At 57.4% G+C, this 22,277-nt stretch carries 21 protein-coding genes; 17 read left to right on the top strand and 4 right to left on the bottom strand.

The features are described from left to right. Positions 1–88: 88 nt before the first annotated feature. The 15 genes from AC3DKS_RS13470 to AC3DKS_RS13400 all read left to right on the top strand — a co-directional run bounded on the left by AC3DKS_RS13470 (position 89) and on the right by AC3DKS_RS13400 (position 16,115). Positions 89–1,390, top strand: coding sequence for an NAD(P)/FAD-dependent oxidoreductase (locus AC3DKS_RS13470; protein WP_272607121.1), 1,302 nt, complete (start codon positions 89–91; stop codon positions 1,388–1,390). Between the two features lie 12 nt (positions 1,391–1,402). Next, positions 1,403–2,965 (top strand): 4Fe-4S binding protein, encoded by a 1,563-nt coding sequence (locus AC3DKS_RS13465; protein WP_272607137.1) that lies wholly within the window; start codon positions 1,403–1,405, stop codon positions 2,963–2,965. Beyond that, entirely contained in the window at positions 2,955–3,698 is a 744-nt protein-coding gene (locus AC3DKS_RS13460; protein ID WP_272607120.1) for a glycosyltransferase family 2 protein, read from the top strand. The genes AC3DKS_RS13465 and AC3DKS_RS13460 overlap by 11 nt, the downstream gene beginning before the upstream one ends. After that, on the top strand, positions 3,698–5,182 hold the full coding sequence (locus AC3DKS_RS13455) for a cellulose synthase family protein (protein WP_272607119.1): 1,485 nt from the start codon (positions 3,698–3,700) through the stop codon (positions 5,180–5,182). Before AC3DKS_RS13460 ends, AC3DKS_RS13455 begins: the two co-directional genes overlap by 1 nt. A gap of 142 nt (positions 5,183–5,324) precedes the next feature. Continuing rightward, positions 5,325–6,710: an MptA/MptB family glycosyltransferase gene (locus AC3DKS_RS13450; RefSeq protein WP_272607118.1), complete on the top strand. Its 1,386-nt coding sequence runs from the start codon at positions 5,325–5,327 to the stop codon at positions 6,708–6,710. A gap of 194 nt (positions 6,711–6,904) precedes the next feature. Continuing rightward, positions 6,905–7,522, top strand: a complete 618-nt coding sequence (locus tag AC3DKS_RS13445; protein ID WP_015753726.1) for a GNAT family N-acetyltransferase — start codon at positions 6,905–6,907, stop codon at positions 7,520–7,522. Next, positions 7,519–8,703: an argininosuccinate synthase gene (locus AC3DKS_RS13440; RefSeq protein ID WP_272607117.1), complete on the top strand. Its 1,185-nt coding sequence runs from the start codon at positions 7,519–7,521 to the stop codon at positions 8,701–8,703. Before AC3DKS_RS13445 ends, AC3DKS_RS13440 begins: the two co-directional genes overlap by 4 nt. Then, positions 8,700–9,674, top strand: a complete 975-nt coding sequence (gene argC / locus AC3DKS_RS13435) for an N-acetyl-gamma-glutamyl-phosphate reductase (protein WP_272607116.1) — start codon at positions 8,700–8,702, stop codon at positions 9,672–9,674. The genes AC3DKS_RS13440 and argC overlap by 4 nt, the downstream gene beginning before the upstream one ends. Before the next feature lie 47 nt (positions 9,675–9,721). Next, complete coding sequence (proC, locus tag AC3DKS_RS13430; protein ID WP_015753723.1) at positions 9,722–10,516, top strand: pyrroline-5-carboxylate reductase; 795 nt, start codon at positions 9,722–9,724, stop codon at positions 10,514–10,516. Between the two features lie 3 nt (positions 10,517–10,519). Beyond that, positions 10,520–11,647: an aspartate aminotransferase family protein gene (locus AC3DKS_RS13425; protein WP_272607115.1), complete on the top strand. Its 1,128-nt coding sequence runs from the start codon at positions 10,520–10,522 to the stop codon at positions 11,645–11,647. Beyond that, positions 11,644–12,585, top strand: coding sequence for a Rossmann-fold NAD(P)-binding domain-containing protein (locus AC3DKS_RS13420; protein ID WP_272607114.1), 942 nt, complete (start codon positions 11,644–11,646; stop codon positions 12,583–12,585). The genes AC3DKS_RS13425 and AC3DKS_RS13420 overlap by 4 nt, the downstream gene beginning before the upstream one ends. 11 nt (positions 12,586–12,596) lie before the next feature. Then, the gene (argB, locus tag AC3DKS_RS13415) at positions 12,597–13,376 is read left to right on the top strand and encodes an acetylglutamate kinase (RefSeq protein ID WP_272607113.1); all 780 of its coding nucleotides are present in this window, start codon (positions 12,597–12,599) and stop codon (positions 13,374–13,376) included. After that, the gene (locus AC3DKS_RS13410; protein WP_474731916.1) at positions 13,373–14,461 is read left to right on the top strand and encodes a M20 family metallo-hydrolase; all 1,089 of its coding nucleotides are present in this window, start codon (positions 13,373–13,375) and stop codon (positions 14,459–14,461) included. Before argB ends, AC3DKS_RS13410 begins: the two co-directional genes overlap by 4 nt. Before the next feature lie 12 nt (positions 14,462–14,473). Then, complete coding sequence (argH, locus tag AC3DKS_RS13405; RefSeq protein ID WP_015753718.1) at positions 14,474–15,766, top strand: argininosuccinate lyase; 1,293 nt, start codon at positions 14,474–14,476, stop codon at positions 15,764–15,766. Between the two features lie 109 nt (positions 15,767–15,875). Continuing rightward, entirely contained in the window at positions 15,876–16,115 is a 240-nt protein-coding gene (locus tag AC3DKS_RS13400; protein ID WP_015753717.1) for a hypothetical protein, read from the top strand. Positions 16,116–16,162: 47 nt separating this feature from the next. Here AC3DKS_RS13400 and AC3DKS_RS13395 read toward each other — a convergent pair whose 3' ends face one another. From AC3DKS_RS13395 to AC3DKS_RS13380, 4 genes are all read right to left on the bottom strand, one after another. Next, complete coding sequence (locus AC3DKS_RS13395) at positions 16,163–17,074, bottom strand: pseudouridine synthase (protein ID WP_474731913.1); 912 nt, start codon at positions 17,072–17,074, stop codon at positions 16,163–16,165. 73 nt (positions 17,075–17,147) lie between these two features. Further along, positions 17,148–18,053 (bottom strand): geranylgeranylglycerol-phosphate geranylgeranyltransferase, encoded by a 906-nt coding sequence (locus AC3DKS_RS13390; RefSeq protein WP_015753715.1) that lies wholly within the window; start codon positions 18,051–18,053, stop codon positions 17,148–17,150. Positions 18,054–18,063: 10 nt separating this feature from the next. Then, on the bottom strand, positions 18,064–18,999 hold the full coding sequence (locus tag AC3DKS_RS13385; RefSeq protein WP_015753714.1) for a mevalonate kinase family protein: 936 nt from the start codon (positions 18,997–18,999) through the stop codon (positions 18,064–18,066). A gap of 35 nt (positions 19,000–19,034) precedes the next feature. Next, positions 19,035–20,156 carry a diphosphomevalonate decarboxylase gene (locus AC3DKS_RS13380; protein ID WP_015753713.1) on the bottom strand — a complete coding sequence of 374 codons (1,122 nt, stop codon included), beginning with the start codon at positions 20,154–20,156 and terminating at the stop codon, positions 19,035–19,037. A 10-nt stretch (positions 20,157–20,166) separates the two neighbouring features. Here AC3DKS_RS13380 and AC3DKS_RS13375 point away from each other — a divergent pair, with 10 nt between their 5' ends. After that, positions 20,167–20,709 (top strand): TspO/MBR family protein, encoded by a 543-nt coding sequence (locus AC3DKS_RS13375; protein ID WP_015753712.1) that lies wholly within the window; start codon positions 20,167–20,169, stop codon positions 20,707–20,709. Positions 20,710–20,775: 66 nt separating this feature from the next. Further along, entirely contained in the window at positions 20,776–22,275 is a 1,500-nt protein-coding gene (gene glpK, locus AC3DKS_RS13370) for a glycerol kinase GlpK (RefSeq protein WP_474731909.1), read from the top strand. The last annotated feature ends 2 nt before the right edge of the window (positions 22,276–22,277 follow it).

Here is a 22,277-nt window from a genome sequence, read left to right as displayed (position 1 = left end):
AGATAAGGAATAACAGGCGCTTGCTTCAGCTGCATTTGTTAAGTTCGTAACTTCAACCCGACCAATTGCCCAAACCACACCTGTACCCATGCACATCGTCATCATCGGCAACGGTATTTCAGGGATTACGGCCGCCAGGTTCATCCGCAAGGCTGCCGACCACCCAATAACCGTGATATCGGCCGAAACCGACCATTTCTTCTCCCGGACGGCCCTGATGTACATCTATATGGGCCACCTGACCTACGAGCAGACCAAGCCCTACGAGGACAGCTTCTGGAAAAAGAACCGGATTGACCTGGTCAATGCCTGGGTGGAATCCGTGGATCCCGCTGCCAAAACGGTCCGACTCAGCGAAGGAGCGTCCATCCGCTACGACAAACTGATCCTGGCCACGGGGTCGAAACCCAATAAATTCGGCTGGCCCGGCCAGGACCTCCCCGGGGTGCAGGGCCTCTATTCAAAACAGGACCTGGACAACCTGGAGGCCAATGCCCCGGACAACCGCACCTGCAAACGGGCCGTTATCGTGGGCGGGGGGCTGATCGGGATTGAGCTCGCCGAGATGCTGCGCACCCGCGATATCCCGGTGACCTTCCTGGTGCGGGAAAACAGCTTTTGGAGCGGGGTGCTGCCGGCGGGGGAATCTGCGATGATCAACGAACATATCCGGGAGCACCACATCGACCTGCGCCTGGGGACCAACCTGGTCGAAATCCTCGCCGACGACACCGGGAGGGCACGGGCTGTTACCACGGACAAAGGGGAAACCATCGACTGCGACCTGGTAGGCCTCACCGCCGGGGTAACCCCGAATATCGGGTTCCTGGACGGGAGCGGCATCGAAACCGGAAAAGGGGTTCTGGTAAACCGCTTCCTGGAAACAAACCAGCCGGATATCTATGCCATCGGGGACTGCGCGGAACAGCGGGAACCTATTGGCAATCGGCGGCCTGTGGAGGCGGTCTGGTACACCGGGCGGATGATGGGCGAGGCAGTCGCCCAGACCATCTGCGGCAACCGCCGGGAATACAAGCCCGGGCACTGGTTCAATTCCGCAAAATTCCTGGACATTGAATACCAGACCTACGGCTGGGTGATGAGCGGGAAGAACCGGGGTCCCCGGGAACTGCATTTTCACTGGAGGCACCCCGAAAAGAAAATTTGCCTGACCCTGGCCTATGATTCGGAAACCCGTCAATTGCTGGGGGCGAACACCTTCGGAATGCGGATGCGCCACGAGGTGTTCGATGCCTGGCTGACGGAACAACGCAGCATTGACGCGGTGGTTCGGGACCTCCGGGTAGCCTGTTTTGACCCGGAATTCCACCGGGATTACCACCCGCTTATCGCCCGCGCCTTCAAAGAACACGAACCTGTAAATGCCTGATATATGCAATCCATGTCCCTGGCCGCCGGGCCGCCCAAAGCCCTGAATATTTCCCAGCGCCTGGCTGTGTTGCTGGGTTTTTCCGGGCTCTTTATCCTGTTGTTGGCTACCCTGGGGGTCTCCTTCCCGCATACCACCGCCTGGCTAACCGCCTCCCTGGCTGCCATCGCTTTGGGGGTTGTCTGGTTCAGCTGGTCTGCCTATGCCGGGCAATCGGCGGGCATCAAGAATGACGGGGTCTGGTTTAAATCGATCTCGGGACGCGGTATCTGGGCCTGGGGCCTGGGCATCCTGCTCACGGGGTTCTATATTGTGCTGTACTTTTACCCGGAGTACCTCGGGCTGGTATCCGACGGGCCGAACCGCGGGCTCGTGGCCCTGTTCGACCCCCTGAGCCGCGCCCTGAGCGGCAACCCGGCCAGCCAGTGGTTTGTCTACGGGGCCCTCTATACCCTGGCAATCCTGGCTTTCGGCATCAAATTCATCTGGAAATACCGGCACAACCGCTATGAGATCCTCCGGACGGTAAGCGTCATGTTCTTCCAACTGGCTTTCGCCTTTTTGATTCCCGAGATCATGGCCCGCCTCAACGGCGATCTGCCGTATTACGACCTGAAGAATATCTGGCCGCTCAACTACTACAACTTCGAAAGGTACCGCGTCAACGGGTTTATCAGTGCCGGCAACATCGGCCTGGCCATGCTGATCTTCGGGGTGCTGTCCATCCTGGTGATCACCCCGGTGCTCACTTATTTCTACGGCAAGCGGTGGTACTGCTCCTGGGTCTGCGGCTGCGGGGGGTTGGCGGAAACGGCCGGCGACCCCTTCCGCCACCTGAGCGACAAAAGCCTCTTTGCCTGGAAGGTGGAGCGGTGGGTGATCCACAGCGTTTTGGTATTTGTGGTATTGATGACCACGGCGGTGATCTATTCCTACCTGGGGCCGGACAATTCCAAATACTGGCTGAGCCGCGGGCAATTCCTCACCGGGGTGGGCGTGCTGCTGACCGCCGTCTTTGCCTGGGTGATGGCCTTTCGTCGAAACGAGTTGAAAAAAGACGCCCGTTACGGGGCCGTCGCCTATTTTGTCATTATCCTGGGGCTGCTGGCCTTCCACTGGCTCAGCGACTCCCGCCATGTCTTCCTGTTTAAATCCGAAACCCTGCGGACCACCTACAGCTTCCTGATCGGAAGTATTTTTTCGGGGGTGATCGGCACCGGTTTCTACCCGATCTTCGGCAGCCGGGTCTGGTGCCGATTCGGTTGCCCGATGGCAGCGATCCTGGGGATCCAGCAACGGTTGTTCTCCCGGTTTCGGATCACTACCAACGGCGGGCAGTGCATTTCCTGCGGGAACTGTTCGGCCTATTGCGAAATGGGGATCGACGTCCGCGCCTATGCCCAAAAGGGCGAGAATATCGTCCGCGCCAGCTGCGTGGGCTGCGGCATCTGTTCGGCGGTTTGCCCGCGCGGGGTGCTGAAACTCGAAAACGGTCCGCGGGAAGGTCGGATCAACTCCCGGGAAGTGCTCCTGGGCAACGATGTGGATTTGATGCAACTGCTCAATGAAAAATAATCCGCAATCCGTGCCCCGCCAGGCAACAGCCTCCACGCCACTGACTCCCAAAATCAGCCTGATCATCCCCGCCCAGAACGAAGCCGGCTCCATCGGCAAGGTGCTGGATGATGTCCCGGAAGGGGTTTCTGAAAAAATTGTCGTGGACAACGGCTCCACGGACGACACGGCTGCCGTGGCCCGCAAACACGGGGCCACAGTCTTGCACGAACCGCGAAAAGGCTATGGGTACGCCTGCCTGAAAGGAATGAATTACCTGGGGGAAACATCCAAACCTCCCGACATCGTCGTATTTATGGATGGCGACTATTCCGATTACCCGGAGGAACTCCCGAAAGTGGTTGCGCCGATCCTGGAGGATCGATACGACCTGGTGATCGGGGCCCGCAGCAAGGCGCTTCGGGAACCCGGGTCGATGACGCCGCAACAGGTCTTTGGAAATTGGCTGGCCACGTTTCTAATGCGGCTTTTATTCGGCGCCCGGTTTACCGACCTGGGGCCCTTCCGGGCGATCCGGTACGAGGCCCTCAAGCGGTTGAAGATGGAGGATAAAACGTATGGCTGGACCGTGGAAATGCAGCTGAAAGCCATCAGGCACAAACTCGCATATACCGAGGTGCCAGTTCGTTATAAAAAAAGAATTGGGGTCTCCAAGGTGTCCGGCACCGTAAAAGGTAGTATATTTGCCGGCGTTAAAATTTTGGGTTGGATCTTTAAATACAGTATTCGATAATGGGAATTACAATTGCGTATTTTATTATTGCCATTTACAGCCTGGCGCTGCTGCTGATCTTTTTCTACAGCCTGTCCCAACTGAACCTCCTGCTCAATTACCTGGGCTTTAAGCGCCGGAACAAAGAAGCTCCCAAATTTAACCTGCTCGACCCGAAGGAAATCCCCTATGTGACCATCCAGCTGCCCATCTACAACGAGGAATACGTGGTGGAGCGGCTTCTGGAGAACATCGCGCGGATTGAATACCCCAAGAGCAAACTCGAGATCCAGGTACTGGACGACTCCACGGACGATTCGGTGGAACAGACCGCAGCGATGATCGAAGACCTGCAGAAGCAGGGCCTGGACATCCAGCACATCCGGCGTGAGAACCGGGAGGGCTTCAAGGCCGGTGCGCTGAAGGAAGGGCTTAAAATCGCCAAGGGCGATTTCATTGCCATCTTCGACGCGGATTTCCTGCCCGATGCCGACTGGCTCAAGAAAACCGTCATCTACTTCAAGGACGAGGAAATCGGCGTGGTGCAGACCCGCTGGGGCCATATCAACCGGGATTATTCCACGCTGACGAAAATTCAGGCGTTTGCCCTGGATGCCCACTTTACCCTGGAGCAGGTAGGCCGGAACTCCAAGGGGCACTTTATCAACTTCAACGGCACAGCCGGAATCTGGCGGAAGGAATGCATCCTGGATGCGGGGAACTGGGAAGGCGACACGCTTACCGAGGACCTGGACCTCAGCTACCGGGCCCAACTCAAGAACTGGAAGTTCAAATACCTGGAAGACGTGGAGACCCCGGCCGAATTGCCGGTGGTCATCAGCGCGGCCCGCTCCCAGCAATTCCGCTGGAACAAAGGCGGGGCGGAAAACTTCCGCAAGACCGTCTGGAATGTCGTAAAGGCCAAAAACATCCCCTTCAAGACCAAATTCCACGGCGTGATGCACCTGCTGAACAGTTCCATGTTCCTCTGCGTCTTTATCGTTGCCCTGCTGAGCATCCCGATGCTGTATATCAAAAACACCTTCGGCCACCTGGACTGGATCTTTGAAGTGACGAGTTTCTTTATCGTCAGCACGATTATCCTGTTTGTCTGCTACTGGTTTACCTATAAGAGTATACAGGGGAGCAGTTTCGACAACTTTGTGGACTACATCAAGCTGTTCTTTACCTTTTTCTCCGTGGCCCTGGGCTTCTCCCTCCACAATACCGTGGCGGTGCTGGAAGGACACATGGGCAAGCGGTCCGAATTCGTGCGGACCCCGAAGTTCAACATCAACAACCTCACCGATAGCTGGAAGGGGAATAAGTACCTGGCCAAAAAGCTATCTCCGAACATGATCCTGGAGTTTGCACTCATGCTGTATTTCCTGTTCGGGATGTACAGCGCCATCCCCCTGAACGACTTTGGGCTGTTCCCGTTCCACTTCATGCTGTTCCTTGGCTTCGGGTTTGTTTTCTTCAACTCCCTGCTGTCTAAAGCCTAAGGGATCGTCGATAAAAAACACCATGCCGTCCGGAGTCGCGTCTCCGGGCGGCATTTTTATTTCCACAGCCTTCATGTGGTGGCGAACCGGCCTATGATATCCTGAATATTTTTAGATATTTACGGGGCCAAACCAAAAGAACATGACCACCCGGGCCCTGGTTACCTTCTGGAATCTGCACCGGATCCCCATCCTGATGCTCCTGTTGAGCATGGGGTTCTACGCGGCTTTCGCCTATGACCTGCAGCGACCCGATTCGGTTAAATTGCTCGCGCTTTACGCCGCCCTGTTCTTCCTTTGCTACAAGCTCATCCAGTTTGAAAAGTGGAATTTCCGCTTCCTGGTTGCAGCGGGCGTGCTTTTCCGGCTCGTTTTCCTTCTGGCCATCCCGAACCTCTCCCAGGATTTCTACCGGTTTCTTTGGGACGGGAGTCTGATGGCCGAGGGGTTCAACCCCTACCTGCTCACCCCGGACCAATGGATGGAGCAGGCTACCGTCCCCGTGCCGGGAGCCGCCGAACTCCATGAGGGGATGGGTGGGCTCAGCGCCCGGAACTTCAGCAACTACCCGCCGGTAAACCAGTATTTTTTCGGGCTGGCGCGCTGGCTGGGAGGCGAATCGATAACGGGTGCCGTAGTCGGGTTGCGGCTGTTGGTGGTCCTGGCCGACCTGGGCATCCTGTATTTTGGGAGGCGCTTGCTGCGGCACCTCAACCAGGCGCCCCACCTGATATTCTGGTTCTTCCTGAACCCCCTGGTAATCGTGGAGCTTACCGGCAACCTGCACTTTGAAGGGGTGATGCTCTTCTTCTTTATCCTGGCTGTTTTCCTGACGATCCGCTACGGCTGGGCCTGGGGGGCCGTGCCTTACGCCCTGTCCATCGGGGTGAAACTCATGCCGCTCATGCTGCTGCCCCTGTTCCTCCCCCTGCTGGGGCTGCGCCGGGCCACCGGGTTTTACGCACTTACTGCCGCCGCCCTGGCGGCCCTCTGCTACCCGTTGTACTTCCCGGAATTCCCGGACCACTACCTTCAGACACTGCGGCTCTGGTTCTCCAACTTTGAATTCAACGCCGGGATTTACAACCTGGCCGAACACCTGGCCGTCACCCGGGGGGCGAAGCCCTGGGAATTCATTGAAACGTATGGCAGCTATGTCCCCTGGGTGACGGCAGCCACCGCCCTGCTGGTCTGCCTCCATCCGAAAATGCGCGAGGGGCGTTCCTGGTTTACCGGGGCGCTGGCGGTAGTAACGGTCTATTACCTGGCCTCCGCCGTGGTACACCCCTGGTACCTCACTTTCCCGCTGTTGCTCAGCCTGTTTACCCGGATGCGGTATATGATCCTTTGGTCCGCATTGGTTATCCTCTCCTATACGGCTTATTCCGGGCCAACGGTTTCCGAGTCCACGGCGGTACTGCTCATTGAATATATAGCGGTAATCGGCTTTTTGCTTTACGAAATTGTAAAATACCGAAAGGATTTTGTTTCATTTCTCAATTTTTCGGCAACTAAATCCGATGAGTAAATAATATTTGTACATTTGTTTCGACCATGAAGCAGTACGCAACTATCTTCTTTCTCCCCAATTTTACCGGGGTCCCGTACCGACGCGATTTTCGCCGTCGCCCGTAAGGGTGTGCTTCAGTTTTGGAATTAGGTGTGTCCATTTCCGTTTTCTCAGTCCATTTTCTCCATATTTTTTAATTAACCCAACTGGCAATGAATATTACGATTGCTAATGCCTCCCATGTAAAATACGCCCAGGTCATCTGCGACACGATTGCGGAATCGGCCCGGGTGCGCGGAACCGGCATTGCCAAGCGAACGCCCGAATACATCATCAAGCGCCTGCTCAACGGGAATGCGGTGATTGCCCTGGACGGGGACCGGTTTGCCGGATTCTGCTACATCGAAGTCTGGGGCCACCAGAAATACGTGGCCAACTCCGGGCTAATCGTCCACCCGGACTACCGGAACCAGGGGCTGGCAAAAAAGATCAAAAAAGCGATTTTTGACCTGTCGCGAAAAAAATTCCCGGATGCCAAGATCTTTGGGATCACCACGGGCCTGGCGGTCATGAAAATGAATTACGAACTGGGGTACCGCCCCGTGACTTTTTCGGAACTGACGGACGATCCGGAGTTCTGGAAAGGGTGCCAGACCTGCAAGAACTTCGATATCCTGACGCGGACCGAAAGGCGGATGTGCCTGTGTACCGGCATGCTCTACGACCCGGAAGACAAATCCCGGGAAAAGGAAAAGAAAATCGATAAGAAATCATTTGAGCGGCTCAGAAGCATCAAGGAGACGCTCTTCCTCAAAAAGAAAAACGGATGAAAAAACTTGTATTGGCATACAGCGGCGGCCTGGATACGTCCTACTGCGCCCATATGCTTTCCCATAAGGAGGGCTATGAAGTCCACGCCGTAACGGTGAATACCGGCGGGTTCGATAAGGAGCAACTGGCGGGGATCGAGGAGCGGGCCCTGGAACTGGGCGCCTCCACCTACACGGCTATCGATGCCGTACAGTCCTTTTACGACCGCGTGGTGAAATACCTCATTTTCGGCAATGTGCTCCGGAACAATACCTACCCGTTGTCCGTGAGTGCCGAGCGGATCGTCCAGGCCCTGGAAATCGTTGAATACGCCCGGGGCGTGGGGGCCACGCATATTGCCCACGGCAGTACGGGGGCCGGGAACGATCAGGTGCGCTTCGACCTGATATTCCAGGTGATCGCCCCCGAAATCGAAATCATCACCCCCATCCGGGACCAGCAGCTCTCCCGGGAAGCGGAGATTGCCTACCTGCAGGAAAACGGGATCACCTATAGCTGGGAAAAGGCCAAATACTCCATCAACCAGGGCCTGTGGGGCACCTCGGTGGGGGGCGTGGAAACCCTGGGGTCGCGCGAGGCCCTGCCGGAAGCCGCCTATCCGAGCCAACTCTCTGAAACCCAACCCCGGGATATTTCGCTGACGTTTGAAAAGGGGGAACTGACCGCTGTCGACGGGAAGCCCGGTACGCCTGTTGAAAATATCCGATTGCTGGAATCCATCGCCTCCGCCTATGCCATCGGCCGGGACATCCACGTGGGCGATACGATTATCGGCATCAAGGGACGCGTTGGTTTCGAAGCCGCCTCCGCGCTGATTACCATCAAGGCACACCACCTGTTGGAAAAACACACGCTGAGCAAATGGCAACAATTCCAGAAGGAGCAACTGGCCAACTTCTACGGCATGCTACTGCACGAAGGGCAATATCTGGACGAGGTGATGCGCAACCTGGAAGCCTTCCTGGCAGATACCCAGCGGCACGTGAGCGGAGAGGTCTTTGTGACGCTCCACCCCTATCGTTTTGAACTCCGCGGCATCGAGTCGGATAACGACCTGATGAACGCCTCCTTCGGGAGCTACGGGGAGATGAACAAGGGCTGGACTGCAGCAGAAGCCAAGGGCTTTATCAAAATCCTGTCGAATCCCGGGAAGATTGCCCGGAAAATCCAGGAAAAATGATTTCGGCAGGCATCATCGGCGGCTCGGGCTATACTGGCGGGGAATTGATCAGGCTGCTGTTGCACCACCCGGAGGCGGAACTCGCCTTTGTGTACAGTACCACACGGGCCGGAAAACCGCTGAGCAGCGCCCACCCGGACCTGCTCGGGGTAACGGACCTGTTGTTTACCGGAACGGCAGACCCCGGGGTGGATGTGGTATTCCTCTGCCTGGGACATGGAAATTCCAGTGAATTCCTGAAACAGCACACCTTTTCGGACCGCACCCGGGTCATCGATTTGAGCAACGATTTCCGGCTGAAGGAAGACGCCCAATTCGGCGGGCGCGAATTTGTCTACGGGCTGCCCGAACTGAACCGCGAGGCCATCCGGGAGGCCCGGCATATTGCCAATCCGGGTTGTTTTGCGACGGCCATCCAGCTGGCCCTGTTGCCCCTGGCCCGGGCCGGCGTCCTCCGGGAGACGGTCCACGTCAATGCCGTAACCGGCAGTACAGGGGCCGGGGTGGGGCTATCGCCCACCACGCATTTCAGCTGGCGGAACAACAACGTCTCCTGGTACAAACCCTTTACGCACCAGCACCTCGGGGAAATCCGGCAAAGCCTGCACGCCCTGGATGCGGACAGCGGCGACCTGCTCTTTTTGCCCATGCGGGGAGATTTTACCCGGGGGATATTCGCCACCGCCTATACGCCTTTTAACGGATCCCTGGCCGAAGCGGAGCGGATGTTCCTGGAGTATTACGACGAAGCCCCGTTCACGGTAGTCTCCGATGAGCCCCTGCAGCTCAAACAGGTGGTCAACACGAATTTTGCCCACCTCCACCTGCACAAACACGAGGATGTGCTGTTGGTGAGCTCCGCCATTGACAACCTGCTCAAGGGAGCCTCCGGACAGGCCGTTCAAAATATGAACCTGCTCTTCGGGATACCGGAAAATTCCGGGCTGAACCTGAAAGGCAGCATCTTTTAACCGTTCAGCCAACGAATAACTAATATTCACGCCTAACCAAGAAACAGATGAAAATTGCAATCATCGGCGCCGGCAACCTGGGGGTATCCATCGCCAGGGGCATCCTGCACAGCGGAGGGGCCACCAGCATGTATCTCACCCGGCGCAACCTGTCCGCCATCAGGGAACTGGAAGCTTATGGGAATGTCACCCTGACCAGCGACAACCGCGAGGCGGTAGCGGCAGCGGACATCCTCATTTTTGCCGTACAACCGGGGCACTTTGGACCCATCCTCGAATCCATCAAAGACCTGTTGCACGAAAACCATGTGGTGATCTCAACCATCACCGGCTTCGGGATCGAACGAATTGAATCCATCCTTGGCGCGGACCGGCATATTATCCGGGCCATGCCGAACACAGCGATTTCAGTGGGACGGTCCATGACCTGCCTCTGCGCGAATGAGAAGGGAGGCAAGCGCCTGGAACTCGCCTCGGCCATCTTTAACCGGATGGGACATACCATGGTAATCCCTGAAAACCGCATGCAGGCAGCCACGGTGATCTGCGCCAGCGGGATCGCCTTCTGGATGCGCCTGATCCGCGCCACCACCCAGGGGGCCATCCAACTCGGGTTCGACGCCCGGGAAGCCCAGGAACTCGCCATGCATACCTGCCACGGGGCGGCGGAACTCCTCATCGAATCCGGCAGCCATCCCGAAGAAGAGATCGACCGGGTCACCACCCCGATGGGTTGTACGATTGAAGGCCTCAACGAAATGGAACACCAGGGGCTGAGCTCCTCGCTGATCCGGGGGGTCGTCGCCTCTTTTGACAAGATCTCGCAAATCCGCAAAGGCTGACCCATGGAACTATTCGACGTATACCCGCTCTACGACATTACCCCGATCGAAGCCCTGGGCAGTTGGCTGACCGATAACAACGGCCAAAAATACCTGGACCTCTACGGGGGGCACGCCGTGATATCCATCGGCCATTCGCATCCGCGCTATGTAGAGCGTATCGGCAGGCAATTGCAAAAAATAGGCTTTTACAGCAATTCGGTGCAGAACCCATTGCAGCAACGTCTGGCAGACCGGCTCGGGTCGCTTTCGGGCTGCGGCGATTATCGGTTGTTCCTTTGCAATTCCGGGGCGGAGGCCAATGAAAATGCCCTCAAACTCGCGTCCTTCCATACGGGGCATTCCCGGGTGATTGCATTTCACAACAGCTTCCACGGCCGAACCTCTGCGGCCGTGGCAGCAACAGACAACCCGGGCATCGTCGCCCCGCTGAATGCAAACCACGAGGTGGTCTTCCTCCCGTTGAACCGCCCGGACCTGCTGGAACACGAATTGGAAAAGGGAGGCGTCTGCGCCGTGATCCTCGAAGGGATACAGGGGGTTGGCGGCCTGGACAGCGCCAGCCCGGAATTCTACGGGGCCGCTTCGCGCCTCTGTGATTCGCACGGGGCCGTCCTGATTGCCGACGAGGTGCAGTGCGGTTTTGGGCGGAGCGGGAAATTCTTTGCTTATCAGCACAGCGGGGCCCGGCCCGGCATCATCAGCATGGCAAAAGGGATGGGGAACGGCTTTCCGGTAGGCGGGATTCTGATCCGGGAGGACATCCGGGCATCCCATGGCCTGCTGGGTACTACCTTTGGGGGAAACCACCTGGCTTGCGCTGCGGTGACTGCCGTCCTCGAGGTAATCGAAAGCGAGGACCTGCTGGCCCACGCCCGGGGGATGGAAGCGTATTTCCGGGAACGCGCCGGCGAAATCCCCGCCATTCGCGAGGTAAAGGGGAAGGGGCTGATGCTGGGGCTGCGCTTTGATTTTGAGGTAGCAGACCTCAGGAAAAAGCTGATATTCGAGCACCGGATTTTTACCGGAAGCGCCAAAAACAAAAATTTATTGCGGATTTTGCCCGCACTGAACGTACAGCCCGAAGAACTGGACCTGCTTTTCGCGGCTTTAAAAAAGGAACTGGCATGAAGCACTTTTGTACGACCGACGATATCACGGAACTGGCAGACTGGCTCCACCTGGGCAACAGGCTGCGGGCCGAGCCGGATTTGCTCGCGCACCTGGGTCGGGGCAAAACACTCTGCCTGCTGTTTTTCAACAACAGCCTGCGTACCCGGCTGAGCACCCAAAAGGCCGCACAGCTCCTCGGGATGGAGGTGATGGTCATGAATTTCGGAAGCGAAGGCTGGAGCCTGGAATATACGGATGGTACCGTCATGGACCAGGGGACTGCCGAACATATCCGGGAAGCGGCCCCCGTGGTGGCCCAGTACGCAGACCTGATCGGCATCCGCGCTTTTGCCGGCCTGAAAGACCGGGAGGCGGATTACGCGGAAATGGTCCTGCAGGGCTTTGTACAACATGCCGGGATTCCCGTGCTGAATATGGAGAGCGCCACGGCCCACCCCCTGCAAGCCCTGGCCGACGCCCTCACCATAGAACAATTCCGGGAGAAGGACCGGCCCAAAGTGGTGTTGAGCTGGGCTCCGCACCCCCGGGCACTGCCCCAGGCCGTCCCGAATTCGTTCGCGAAAATGATGCAGGCCCTGCCGGTGGACCTGACCATCACCCATCCGGAAGGGTATGAACTGGCCCCGGAATTCACCGGGGGCCTGACACCCGAATACAACCAGGAGAAAGCGCTGGAGGGCGCCGATTTCGTGTATGTAAAGAACTGGAGCAGCTATTCGGATTACGGAGCCATCCTCAGCCAGGACCCGGCCTGGATGATGACCGCCAAAAAGCTCGGGGAGGCGCAGCTCATGCATTGCCTCCCGGTAAGGCGCAACGTGGTTGTAGCCGATGACGCGCTGGACGGGGGCCGGAGCCTGGTTCTGCAGCAGGCGGCCAACCGGACCCTGTCGGCACAACTGGCCCTGGCACACCTCATCCAGTCGAATTCTTAAATTGCCCTGCGATGAAACCTGTTTTGTCCGTAGTTAAAATTGGCGGCGCCTTCCTGGAGGAGCCCGGGTTGGTGGAATCCTTTACCTCGGCCTTCGCCTCCCTGGAAGGGCATAAAATCCTCGTACACGGGGGCGGCCAGCGAGCCACGGCGTTGAGCCGCCGGCTCGGGGTGGAACCGCGGGTTGTGGACGGGCGCCGGATTACGGATGCCGACAGCCTGGAAGTGGCTGTAATGGTCTATGCGGGCTGGGCAAACAAAACCCTGGTGGCAAGGCTCCAGTCTCTGGGTTGCAATGCCCTGGGGGTCAGCGGTGCGGATGCCGGCCTGATCCGGGCGCGGAAACGCCCCGCCGGGGAAATCGACTACGGGTTTGTCGGGGATATCGCATCGGTGAACGCCCCGGGGATTGCCAATTTGCTCGCGGCCGGCATCGTCCCGGCATTTTGCGCCCTGACCCATGACGGCCGGGGCCAACTGCTCAATACAAATGCGGACACCATCGCCTCCGAACTGGCTGTTGCCATGAGTGATAAATTCACTACGCGGCTCCTGTATTGCTTTGAAAAAGCCGGGGTGCTCCGGGATGTTTCGGACCCTGGAAGTGTCATCCCCAGGATCGACGCGGCGGCTTATGCCGACCTGCGGGCGAAAGGAAAGGTGGCTGCGGGCATGCTGCCCAAGCTGCACAATTGTTTCCAGGCATTGGAAAAAGGAGTAGACCAGGTATTCATCGGGGCGCCCGAAATGCTCACGCCGGGACACGCCATCCAAACAGAAATCACATTATGACAAAGACGACCAGCGAACTGACCGAACGGGCCATCGGCCTGTTAAAAGAACTCATCGCCACCCCATCCTTTTCCGGGGAGGAGGAACAGACCGCCATGCGGATTGCCGAATGGCTCGCCCGGGAGAAAATCCCGTATAAACGACAGGGCAACAATATCTACGCCTTTAACAAGGACTACCAGGAGGGAAAACCGCTGCTACTGCTCAATTCCCACCACGACACGGTACGACCCAACAGCGCCTATACCCGCGACCCCTACCAGGCAACCGTTTCCAACGGGAAGCTGTTCGGCCTGGGCAGTAACGATGCCGGGGGCTGCCTGGTTTCCCTGATGGCGGCCTTTGCCTACTGGTATCCGCAAAAAGGCCTTTCGCACAATATCGTTCTGGTGGCTTCCGCCGAGGAGGAAAATTCGGGTCCAAACGGCCTGAACAGCATGCTGGAAATCCTGCCGCCCATCGACGTGGCCATCGTGGGGGAACCCACTTTGATGGACCTGGCCATTGCCGAGAAGGGCCTGGTGATCTTTGACGCGGAGGTCCATGGAACGCCCTCGCACGCGGCCCATCCAAACGACGACAATTCCATCTACAACTGTATCCCGGTACTGGACTGGTTCCGCAATTATCGCTTTGAGAAGGTATCCGAGGTACTGGGGGAAGTGAAACTGACCGTTACCCAAATCAACGCCGGGACCCAGCACAATGTGGTTCCCGCCAAGGTGGACCTGGTGATTGACGTCCGCGTAAACGATTGCTACACGAACCGGGAAATCCAAGATTTGCTGCTGGCCGAAGCGCCCTGCAAGCTAAAGGCGCGCTCGCTGCGGCTAAACTCTTCCTCCATCGCAGCCGACCACCCGCTCGTCCGGGCGGGAATCGGGCTGGGGCGAAATACCTACGGCTCCCCCACCCTATCGGACCAGGCGGCCCTGAGCTGCCCCTCCCTGAAATTGGGCCCGGGTGACAGCCGGAGGTCCCACTCGGCGGACGAATTTATATTTGTCGAAGAAATCGAACAGGGGATTGACCTCTATATCCGCATTTTGGACGAGTTCCTGACGGGTACGAACGAAAATTCCTAAAAAAATACGACCATGAAATTATGGGATAAGGGCAGCAGCCCGGACGAAAAGACCGACCTGTTTACCGTGGGCAACGACCGCGAACTGGATTTACTCCTGGTGAAGTACGACCTGCAGGCTTCCCGGGCGCATGCGCGGATGCTCGGCAAAATCGGGTTGCTGACCGAGGCGGAAACCGCCGACCTGGTGCGGGAGATCGACGCTTTAATGGACGAGGAAGCCGCCGGGCGATTTACGATCGAGGCGGGATTTGAGGACATGCACTCCAAAATTGAATACCTGCTAACTGAGAAACTGGGGGATACCGGCAAGAAAATCCACACGGCCCGCTCCCGGAACGACCAGGTGTTGGTCGCCCTCCAGTTGTACCTGAAAGATGCCCTGTCCGATGTACAACACCAGGTCCGCATGCTCTTTGACCGGCTCCTCGAACTGGCCGAAAAACACCAGGCCGTCCCCCTGCCCGGGTATACGCACCTGCAGGTGGCCATGCCTTCTTCATTCGGACTTTGGTTTTCGGCATATGCCGAAAGCCTTATAGACGACGTCTACCTGCTGGAGGCAGCCCGGCGGGTGGCCGACCAGAATCCGCTGGGAAGTGCTGCCGGCTACGGGAGTTCCTTTCCCATCGACCGGGAATTCACTACGGAAGCACTCGGGTTCGAAACCATGAAATACAATGTCGTGGCGGCACAGATGGGCCGCGGCAAGGTGGAGCGGACAGCCGCCACCGCCCTGGCTGCGGTGGCTGCCACCCTGGGAAAACTGGCCATGGACATCTGCCTGTACATGAGCCAGAACTTCGGTTTTGTATCCTTCCCGGATAAATTGACTACCGGGAGCAGCATCATGCCGCATAAGAAGAACCCGGATATTTTTGAACTGATCCGCGGAAAATGCAACCTCCTCCAGGCCGTCCCCGGCCAACTGGGCCTGCTTACCACCAATTTGCCCAGCGGTTACCACCGGGACCTGCAACTGACCAAGGACCTCCTGCTGCCGGCTGTGGAAAACCTGAAATCCTGCCTGGAAATGGCCCATACGAGCCTCGGGGAAATTCAGGTGCGGGAAGACATCCTGGACGACCCGAAATACGACTACCTCTACAGTGTGGATACCCTGAACCAGCGCGTCCTGGAGGGCGTACCGTTCCGGGATGCCTACCGCGATATGGCAGCCGCCATTGCAGACGGTTCTTTTTCCCCAGTCAAAGGGGCGGCCCACACGCATGCGGGCAGCCTGGGCAACCTCTGCCTGGACCGGATAGCCGATAAAATGGCGCAGGCCTGCGCGGACCCGGCCTGATTCCCATCGATACCGGGCGAAATTCTTTCAATACCAACCGATTGGCCGGCTGAGAGGTTGTATATTGGAAGCATACACGTAAAACTATAACAACTAAAAACTGAAAAACATGAAACGTATACTGTATATGCTGGTGCTTCTGGTAGCCATTTCGGCCTGGAGTTGCCGGGACACCAAAAAGGCAGATGACATGGAAGACAACATAGAACAAATGGCGGATGACGCCGAAGACACCATGGAAGAAGCCGGTGAAGAAATTGAAGAGGGGGCCGAAAGTGTCGGCGAAGAAATGGAAGGCGCTGCAGAAGACGTCGAAGATGCCGTGGAAGACGCTACCGACGACAATTGATCAGCACTCCTTCCCAAAGAACCAGCCCGGGTATCCCCCGGGCTTTTTTATTGGATCATTCGCAGGTTGATCACCTCCTGTTCGGTAAGGTGCCGCCAATGTCCCCGCGGCAGGTCCTTTTTGGTGAGGCCCGCCAGGACTACCCGGTCCAGCTTCACCACCTGGTAGCCGAGGTGTTCAAAAATCCGGCGCACAATCCGGTTGCGCCCGCTGTGGAGCTCCACGCCCACCTCCTTTTTCGAGGCCCCGTCAATGTAGCTCGCCTCATCCACTTCGATGCGCCCGTCCTCCATCTCGAGGCCTTCCCGAAGTTTTCCCAGGTCGGCCGATTTAAAGGTCTTGTCCAGTTCCACGTGGTAGATTTTCCGCACCCCGTGCTTCGGGTGGGTGAGTTTCTTGGCGAGCTCGCCGTCATTGGTGAAAAGCAACAGCCCGGTGGTATTCCGGTCCAGCCGACCCACGGGGACCAGCCGGGCGTTTGAGGCGCGGGAAATCAGCTCCATGACGGTGCGTCGTCCTTTTTCGTCCCGGGTGGTAGTGATAAAATTCCGGGGCTTGTTCAACAGCACGTATTCCTTCCTTTCACGCTGCAGCAACCGGCCGTCAAACCGAACCTCATCGGTAGGCTGCACCTTATAGCCCATCTCGGTGATCGTTTTCCCGTTGACCGTCACATTGCCCGCCGCAATATAGGTGTCCGCCTCCCTGCGGGAGCAAATCCCGGCATTGGCAATGTATTTATTGAGGCGTATGAGGCCCGGGGTCCCGGTCCGCCGCGGGGCGGCCTTTCTAATCGGGGCATTCCCCCTGGAAAAGCTCTTTTTCCGGTAGTTGCCGCCCTGCCTGCCCGAGGCGCGGCGATCGCCGTTTCCACCCTGCCTGCCGGACGATTTACGGCCTGAGTTACCGCCTTGCCGGCCCGAAGAACTCCCGCTTTTTTTCCCGTCGGATTTATCCATGGAATATTTTTTTCAAAGGTACAAAATAGCCTCCCTTCCGCCGCGGGGGGTGTTACATAATGCGGGGGGGCTGTTACATAATGCGGTTCAGTACGAGATCCACATCGATGAGCAGAATGCCGAAAACCCCGGACACGATGATGAATTTCAGGATGTTGTGCAGCCAGACGTAGTGCTTTTTGCTATGGGAGCGCCACAACAGGAACAAAAAGAGGACGAGCAGCAGGCTGCTCGCTATAAAGTAGAGATACATATACCCCACATCAAAGTAGCGGATCAGCAGGTAGGAAGGCACAAAAGTGAGCAATACCAACAGGCTGATATACCGTTTGGAAGCCACCGTGCCGTATCGCACGGCAATGGTGCGGTAATTCTGCGCCAGGTCGCCGGCCAGGTTCTCCATATCCTTGATGAGTTCCCGGCTCAGGATGAGCAGGAAGAGGAAGAGGGCGTGGACAAAGATGACGGTTTCAAAATTCTTGTAATACACGAAAACGGCGAAAAAAGGGGCAATGGCCAGTGTGGCCGAGACAAAATTCCCGAGGAAGGCAATTTTTTTCAGGCGGTGCGAATAAAGCCAGATACCGAATATATAGGCCGCAAAAAAGAGGGCAGCCCGGAAAGACACGTAGCTGCCGAGCAGGACCGCTGCAAAATTCAGGGTGAAATACGCATAGATCTTGACGCGCTGGCTGACCAGGCGGTCGAGCATGCTTTTGTGTGGCTTGTTGATCAGGTCCTTCTCCGAGTCGTAAAAACTATTGATGATATAGCCTCCGGCAATGACCAGGGCGGAACAGAGTACAATGACCAGCAGGTTCCCGTCCAGGACCACCTGGCGGAGCGGCAACTCCGGCGCCATGATGTAAATGGCCGCCAGGTATTGCGCCAGCACAATCACCAGGATATTGTACCCGCGAACGATGGAAAAAAGGCTCAGGGCCTTTACCAGGAAATAGCGTTGCTTGCGGCTGAGCATGCCGGCTGGTTTAGAAGTTGTAGACGACCTCGAGGCGGTGTCCTTTCAGGGCTTTTTTGGCTTTATCCAGGTCTTCCGTAAAGCCCAGGATGTAACCGCCTCCCCCCGAACCGCAAAGTTTCAGGTAGTAGGCATTTGTCTCAATCCCCTGCTTCCACAACTGGTGAAATTCCTGGGGGATCATTGGTTTGAAGTGGTCCAGGACCACGTGGGAGAGTTTCTTGATGTTTCCGAAGAGCGATTTGACATTCCCGCTGATAAAATCTTCCACACAGGCATCCGTGTACCGGACGAACTCGTCCCGGATTACGCTCCGGAAACCTTCGTGTTTCATTTTTTCCATGAAAATCTGGACCATGGGGGCCGTTTCGCCCACGCTGCCGCTGTCTAGCAGGAAGACGGCTCCTTTGCCACCCGGGTTCTGGGAGGGGATGCTCGTCGATTCGATATGGTCCCTGGAATTGATCAGGATCGGCAGGCTCAGGTAGCTGTTCAGCGGGTCGAGGCCGGAAGACTTCCCGTGGAAAAAGGATTCCATCCGCCCGAAAATTCCTTTGAGGTCCAGGAGTTTCTCCCGTGTCAGGTTTTCCAGGATGGTTACTTTGTTCCGGGCGTAGCGGTCGTAGATGGCGGCCACCAGCGCCCCGCTGCTCCCCACCCCGTACCCCTGGGGGATGGAACTGTCAAAGTACAGGCCCGCATCCAGATCGTCCCGCAACCGGTCCAGGTCAAAACCCGTGTCGGGGAATTCCCGGCTCACGGTTTCCAGGTAGGTTGCAAACCGCCGGAGGTTTTCATTGGATTCCCTGGCCGCACCCTTCAGGGGGTCAGCTGTTTTGAGGGCTCCTTTAAAGAAATTGTAGGGAATGGAAAGGCCCCTGGAGTCCTTGATGATCCCGTATTCGCCGAATAACAGGATTTTGGAGTAAAAAAGCGGTCCTTTCATGAATTGCCGGTAACGTGATACAAAAATACAAAACTTTACCCGATTCCCTTGTCGGACGTACGATCCGGTGCATTTTTTATTGGTTGCGGCCCGGATCCCACCCGGTCGCAGATGTGCTGGCCGGATACACAGTGCTCCAGCAATTCCTCCCGGATAAAGCTGTAAACCGGGCCGGCCGAGGCCTCCGGGTAGAGGACGTGGACATTGGCCCCTGCGTCCAGGGTAAAGCATACGGGGTGGCCCGTTTCCCGGCGATAATCCCTGATTTTTTCGATGATCTCGAGGGTCCCGGGTTTCATCAGAATAAAGGAAGGCGTGCTGGTCAGCATCATCGCGTGCAGGGAAAGCGCCTCGGATTCCACGAGGTTGGCGAAGGCTTCCAGGTCGCCCGAAGCGAATATCCCACCGAGCTTCTCGAGGTGGCGTCGCGCCTGCTCAAAACGCTCAGCGGCAAAGGGGTGCCCGTCCATCAGGCCGTGTCCTACCGAACTGCTCACGGTTTTCTGCCCCTTGTCCACCAGCAATATCGTGTCGTGATACGTATGGAATACTTCGTGAACCTCCCCTGGGTAAGGTACCCCAAGGAGGTCAGTGCTTTCGGGGATACCCTCCTGCTCGCCCCATAAAATCAGGCCCCCGGCCGTACTCCGGGCAGCCGAACCGGAACCCAACCGGGCCAGGAAGGAGGCTTTACGCCGGGCATACCCGGGGTCTGTCCCGGGCAATAACTGTTCCTCCAGGCTTACCAGGCACAAGGCCAGGGCCGCCATCCCGCTGGCCGAGGAGGCAATTCCACTGCTGTGGGGAAAACTGTTTTCCGTTCGGATCTCGAGGTGCAACCCCGAGAGGAAAGGCGCATAGGGCAGGGCCCTTTCCAGGAACTGTCGGATTTTCGGTTCAAAATCGGGGGCCGGAAACCCGTCCAGGAACACCCGGAAACGGGGGCCCTTTACCGATTGCTCCAGGGGGGAATAGGCAATCCGGGTAGAGGTCCGGCACGCCTCCAGGGTAAAACTCACCGACGGGTTTGTCGGGAGCTGGCCGTCCCGCTTTCCCCAATACTTGACCAGGGCGATGTTGCTCGGCGCCTGCCAGCCAACTTCCCCGGCAGGGAGGGGGCCTAAGGGCCCTTTACACTGGAATTCCTGGTAAACCATCGATGGATTTTTGGCAAATATAGCCCTATTTGGCCCGGAGCAGCAAGGCAAAATTTCCTACCTTGGGGAAATGCACCACGGTCACAAGAAATACACGCGGCTGCTGGGATCCCTCGGGATATGCCTACTGATTGGGGCCCTCGCTTCATTTGCCACCCAAACCTCCGTGCAATCCTGGTACCCGACCCTGGCCAAACCCGCCATTACACCGCCCGACGCCTGGTTCGGACCCATCTGGACCGTCTTGTATATACTGATGGGGATCTCCGCCGGGATCGTATGGTCTCGCGGCTTCCACCACCTGTGGGTGAAAACGGCCCTCTACCATTTCGGGATACAGCTCCTGCTCAACGGATCCTGGAGCCTCGTATTTTTCGGCCTGCGCGAACCGGTATGGGCACTCGCGATCATCAGCTCCCTGGTGGTCCTGCTGATCCTCACCATCAAATGGTTCCGCGTGGTCAGCAAAACGGCAGCCTGGTTGCTGGTCCCCTACCTGGTGTGGATCCTATTCGCCGCCTACCTGAACCTGCGTATCGTCCAATTGAACTGATTATGCCGTCAGGAAGAATTCCCCTATTTTAGGACAAACAAACTGAGCGAAACACCACCGCCTGCCATGGAGAAATACATCCTCGCCCTGGACCAGGGCACCACCAGTTGCCGCGCCATCGTTTTCAACCACAAAGGAGAGATCGTTTCCACGGCCCAGAAGGAATTCGCCCAACATTTCCCGAAACCGGGTTGGGTGGAACACGACGCGGAGGAAATCTGGGCTGTCCAGTCCGGGATGGCTTCGGAGGCCCTGGCCCGGAAAGGGCTCAAGCCCGGACAGATTGCGGCCATCGGCATCACCAACCAACGGGAAACGGTGGTGATCTGGGAGAAAGCCAGCGGCAAACCCATCCATCCGGCTATCGTCTGGCAGGACAAGCGCACCTCGGATTACTGCGACGAATTGAAAGCCGCAGGCCACCAGCGAATGGTGCGGGAGAAAACCGGGCTGGTCATCGATTCCTACTTTTCAGGGACCAAGGCGCGCTGGATTCTCGACCATGTAAAAGGTGCCAGGAAACGGGCGGAGAACGGGGAGCTGCTCATGGGGACAATCGACTCCTGGCTGATCTGGAACATGACCGGGGGCGAGTTGCATATTACCGACGTCACCAATGCCTGCCGGACGATGCTCTTCAACATCCACACCATGGCGTGGGACCCGGAACTCACCGAATTGCTCGGAATCCCGGAAGCCCTGCTGCCGGAAGTACGCGAATCGAGCGAAAAGTACGGGGTGACCGACGAATTCTTCCTCAAAGCAGGCATCCCGATTTCCGGCATTGCCGGCGACCAGCAGGCCGCGCTTTTCGGGCAGATGTGTACCCGCAAGGGGATGGTCAAAAACACGTACGGCACCGGGTGTTTTATGCTGATGAACATCGGGGACAAACCTATCGTTTCCGAAAACAACTTATTGACCTCGGTGGCCTGGACGCTGAACGGGGAAACCACCTACATGCTGGAGGGCAGCATATTCATTGGCGGGGCCGTGGTACAATGGCTTCGGGACGGGTTGAATATCATTAAAAAATCTTCGGATGTCGAAGCGCTTGCCACCAGCGTACCGGATACGGGGGGCGTCTACCTGGTCCCGGCATTTGCCGGGCTGGGGGCACCGCACTGGAACCAGCAGGCCCGCGGTTCGATTTTTGGCCTTACCCGTGGGAGTACCGATGCGCATGTGGCACGGGCCGCCCTGGAGTCGATTGCCTATCAGACGATGGATATCCTCAAGGCCATGGAAAAGGATTCGGGGATACCCATTCGGGAACTACGGGTAGACGGGGGTGCCACGGTAAACAACCTGATGATGCAGTTCCAGGCGGACGTGCTGGATGCCGAAACGGTCCGCCCCAAAATCGTGGAAACCACCGTAATGGGTGCCGCGTTCCTGGCCGGGCTGGCCGTGGGCTACTGGGAAAACCCCCGGGCCATCCAGTCTATCTGGCAAACCGACCGCCGGTTTTTCCCCACCGCAGACCGGGCAGCCATTGAAGCCGGGATCCGCGGATGGCAACGCGCTATTCGCGCCATTGAATTCTGGTCCAAAGACAACCAATAACC

This window comes from Robiginitalea sp. (assembly GCF_982776155.1).
Note: the sequence above shows the minus strand (reverse complement) of the source record. Positions and strands in the feature narration are given on the sequence as shown.

What these genes read in the sequence shown, in the direction of transcription:
- AC3DKS_RS13470 (WP_272607121.1), top strand. Translation starts at nt 89, where the DNA reads ATGCACATCGTCATCATCGGCAACGGTATTTCAGGGATTACGGCCGCC.
- AC3DKS_RS13465 (WP_272607137.1), top strand. Translation starts at nt 1,403, where the DNA reads ATGTCCCTGGCCGCCGGGCCGCCCAAAGCCCTGAATATTTCCCAGCGC.
- AC3DKS_RS13460 (WP_272607120.1), top strand. Translation starts at nt 2,955, where the DNA reads ATGAAAAATAATCCGCAATCCGTGCCCCGCCAGGCAACAGCCTCCACG.
- AC3DKS_RS13455 (WP_272607119.1), top strand. Translation starts at nt 3,698, where the DNA reads ATGGGAATTACAATTGCGTATTTTATTATTGCCATTTACAGCCTGGCG.
- AC3DKS_RS13450 (WP_272607118.1), top strand. Translation starts at nt 5,325, where the DNA reads ATGACCACCCGGGCCCTGGTTACCTTCTGGAATCTGCACCGGATCCCC.
- AC3DKS_RS13445 (WP_015753726.1), top strand. Translation starts at nt 6,905, where the DNA reads ATGAATATTACGATTGCTAATGCCTCCCATGTAAAATACGCCCAGGTC.
- AC3DKS_RS13440 (WP_272607117.1), top strand. Translation starts at nt 7,519, where the DNA reads ATGAAAAAACTTGTATTGGCATACAGCGGCGGCCTGGATACGTCCTAC.
- argC (WP_272607116.1), top strand. Translation starts at nt 8,700, where the DNA reads ATGATTTCGGCAGGCATCATCGGCGGCTCGGGCTATACTGGCGGGGAA.
- proC (WP_015753723.1), top strand. Translation starts at nt 9,722, where the DNA reads ATGAAAATTGCAATCATCGGCGCCGGCAACCTGGGGGTATCCATCGCC.
- AC3DKS_RS13425 (WP_272607115.1), top strand. Translation starts at nt 10,520, where the DNA reads ATGGAACTATTCGACGTATACCCGCTCTACGACATTACCCCGATCGAA.
- AC3DKS_RS13420 (WP_272607114.1), top strand. Translation starts at nt 11,644, where the DNA reads ATGAAGCACTTTTGTACGACCGACGATATCACGGAACTGGCAGACTGG.
- argB (WP_272607113.1), top strand. Translation starts at nt 12,597, where the DNA reads ATGAAACCTGTTTTGTCCGTAGTTAAAATTGGCGGCGCCTTCCTGGAG.
- AC3DKS_RS13410 (WP_474731916.1), top strand. Translation starts at nt 13,373, where the DNA reads ATGACAAAGACGACCAGCGAACTGACCGAACGGGCCATCGGCCTGTTA.
- argH (WP_015753718.1), top strand. Translation starts at nt 14,474, where the DNA reads ATGAAATTATGGGATAAGGGCAGCAGCCCGGACGAAAAGACCGACCTG.
- AC3DKS_RS13400 (WP_015753717.1), top strand. Translation starts at nt 15,876, where the DNA reads ATGAAACGTATACTGTATATGCTGGTGCTTCTGGTAGCCATTTCGGCC.
- AC3DKS_RS13395 (WP_474731913.1), bottom strand. Translation starts at nt 17,074, where the DNA reads ATGGATAAATCCGACGGGAAAAAAAGCGGGAGTTCTTCGGGCCGGCAA.
- AC3DKS_RS13390 (WP_015753715.1), bottom strand. Translation starts at nt 18,053, where the DNA reads ATGCTCAGCCGCAAGCAACGCTATTTCCTGGTAAAGGCCCTGAGCCTT.
- AC3DKS_RS13385 (WP_015753714.1), bottom strand. Translation starts at nt 18,999, where the DNA reads ATGAAAGGACCGCTTTTTTACTCCAAAATCCTGTTATTCGGCGAATAC.
- AC3DKS_RS13380 (WP_015753713.1), bottom strand. Translation starts at nt 20,156, where the DNA reads ATGGTTTACCAGGAATTCCAGTGTAAAGGGCCCTTAGGCCCCCTCCCT.
- glpK (WP_474731909.1), top strand. Translation starts at nt 20,776, where the DNA reads ATGGAGAAATACATCCTCGCCCTGGACCAGGGCACCACCAGTTGCCGC.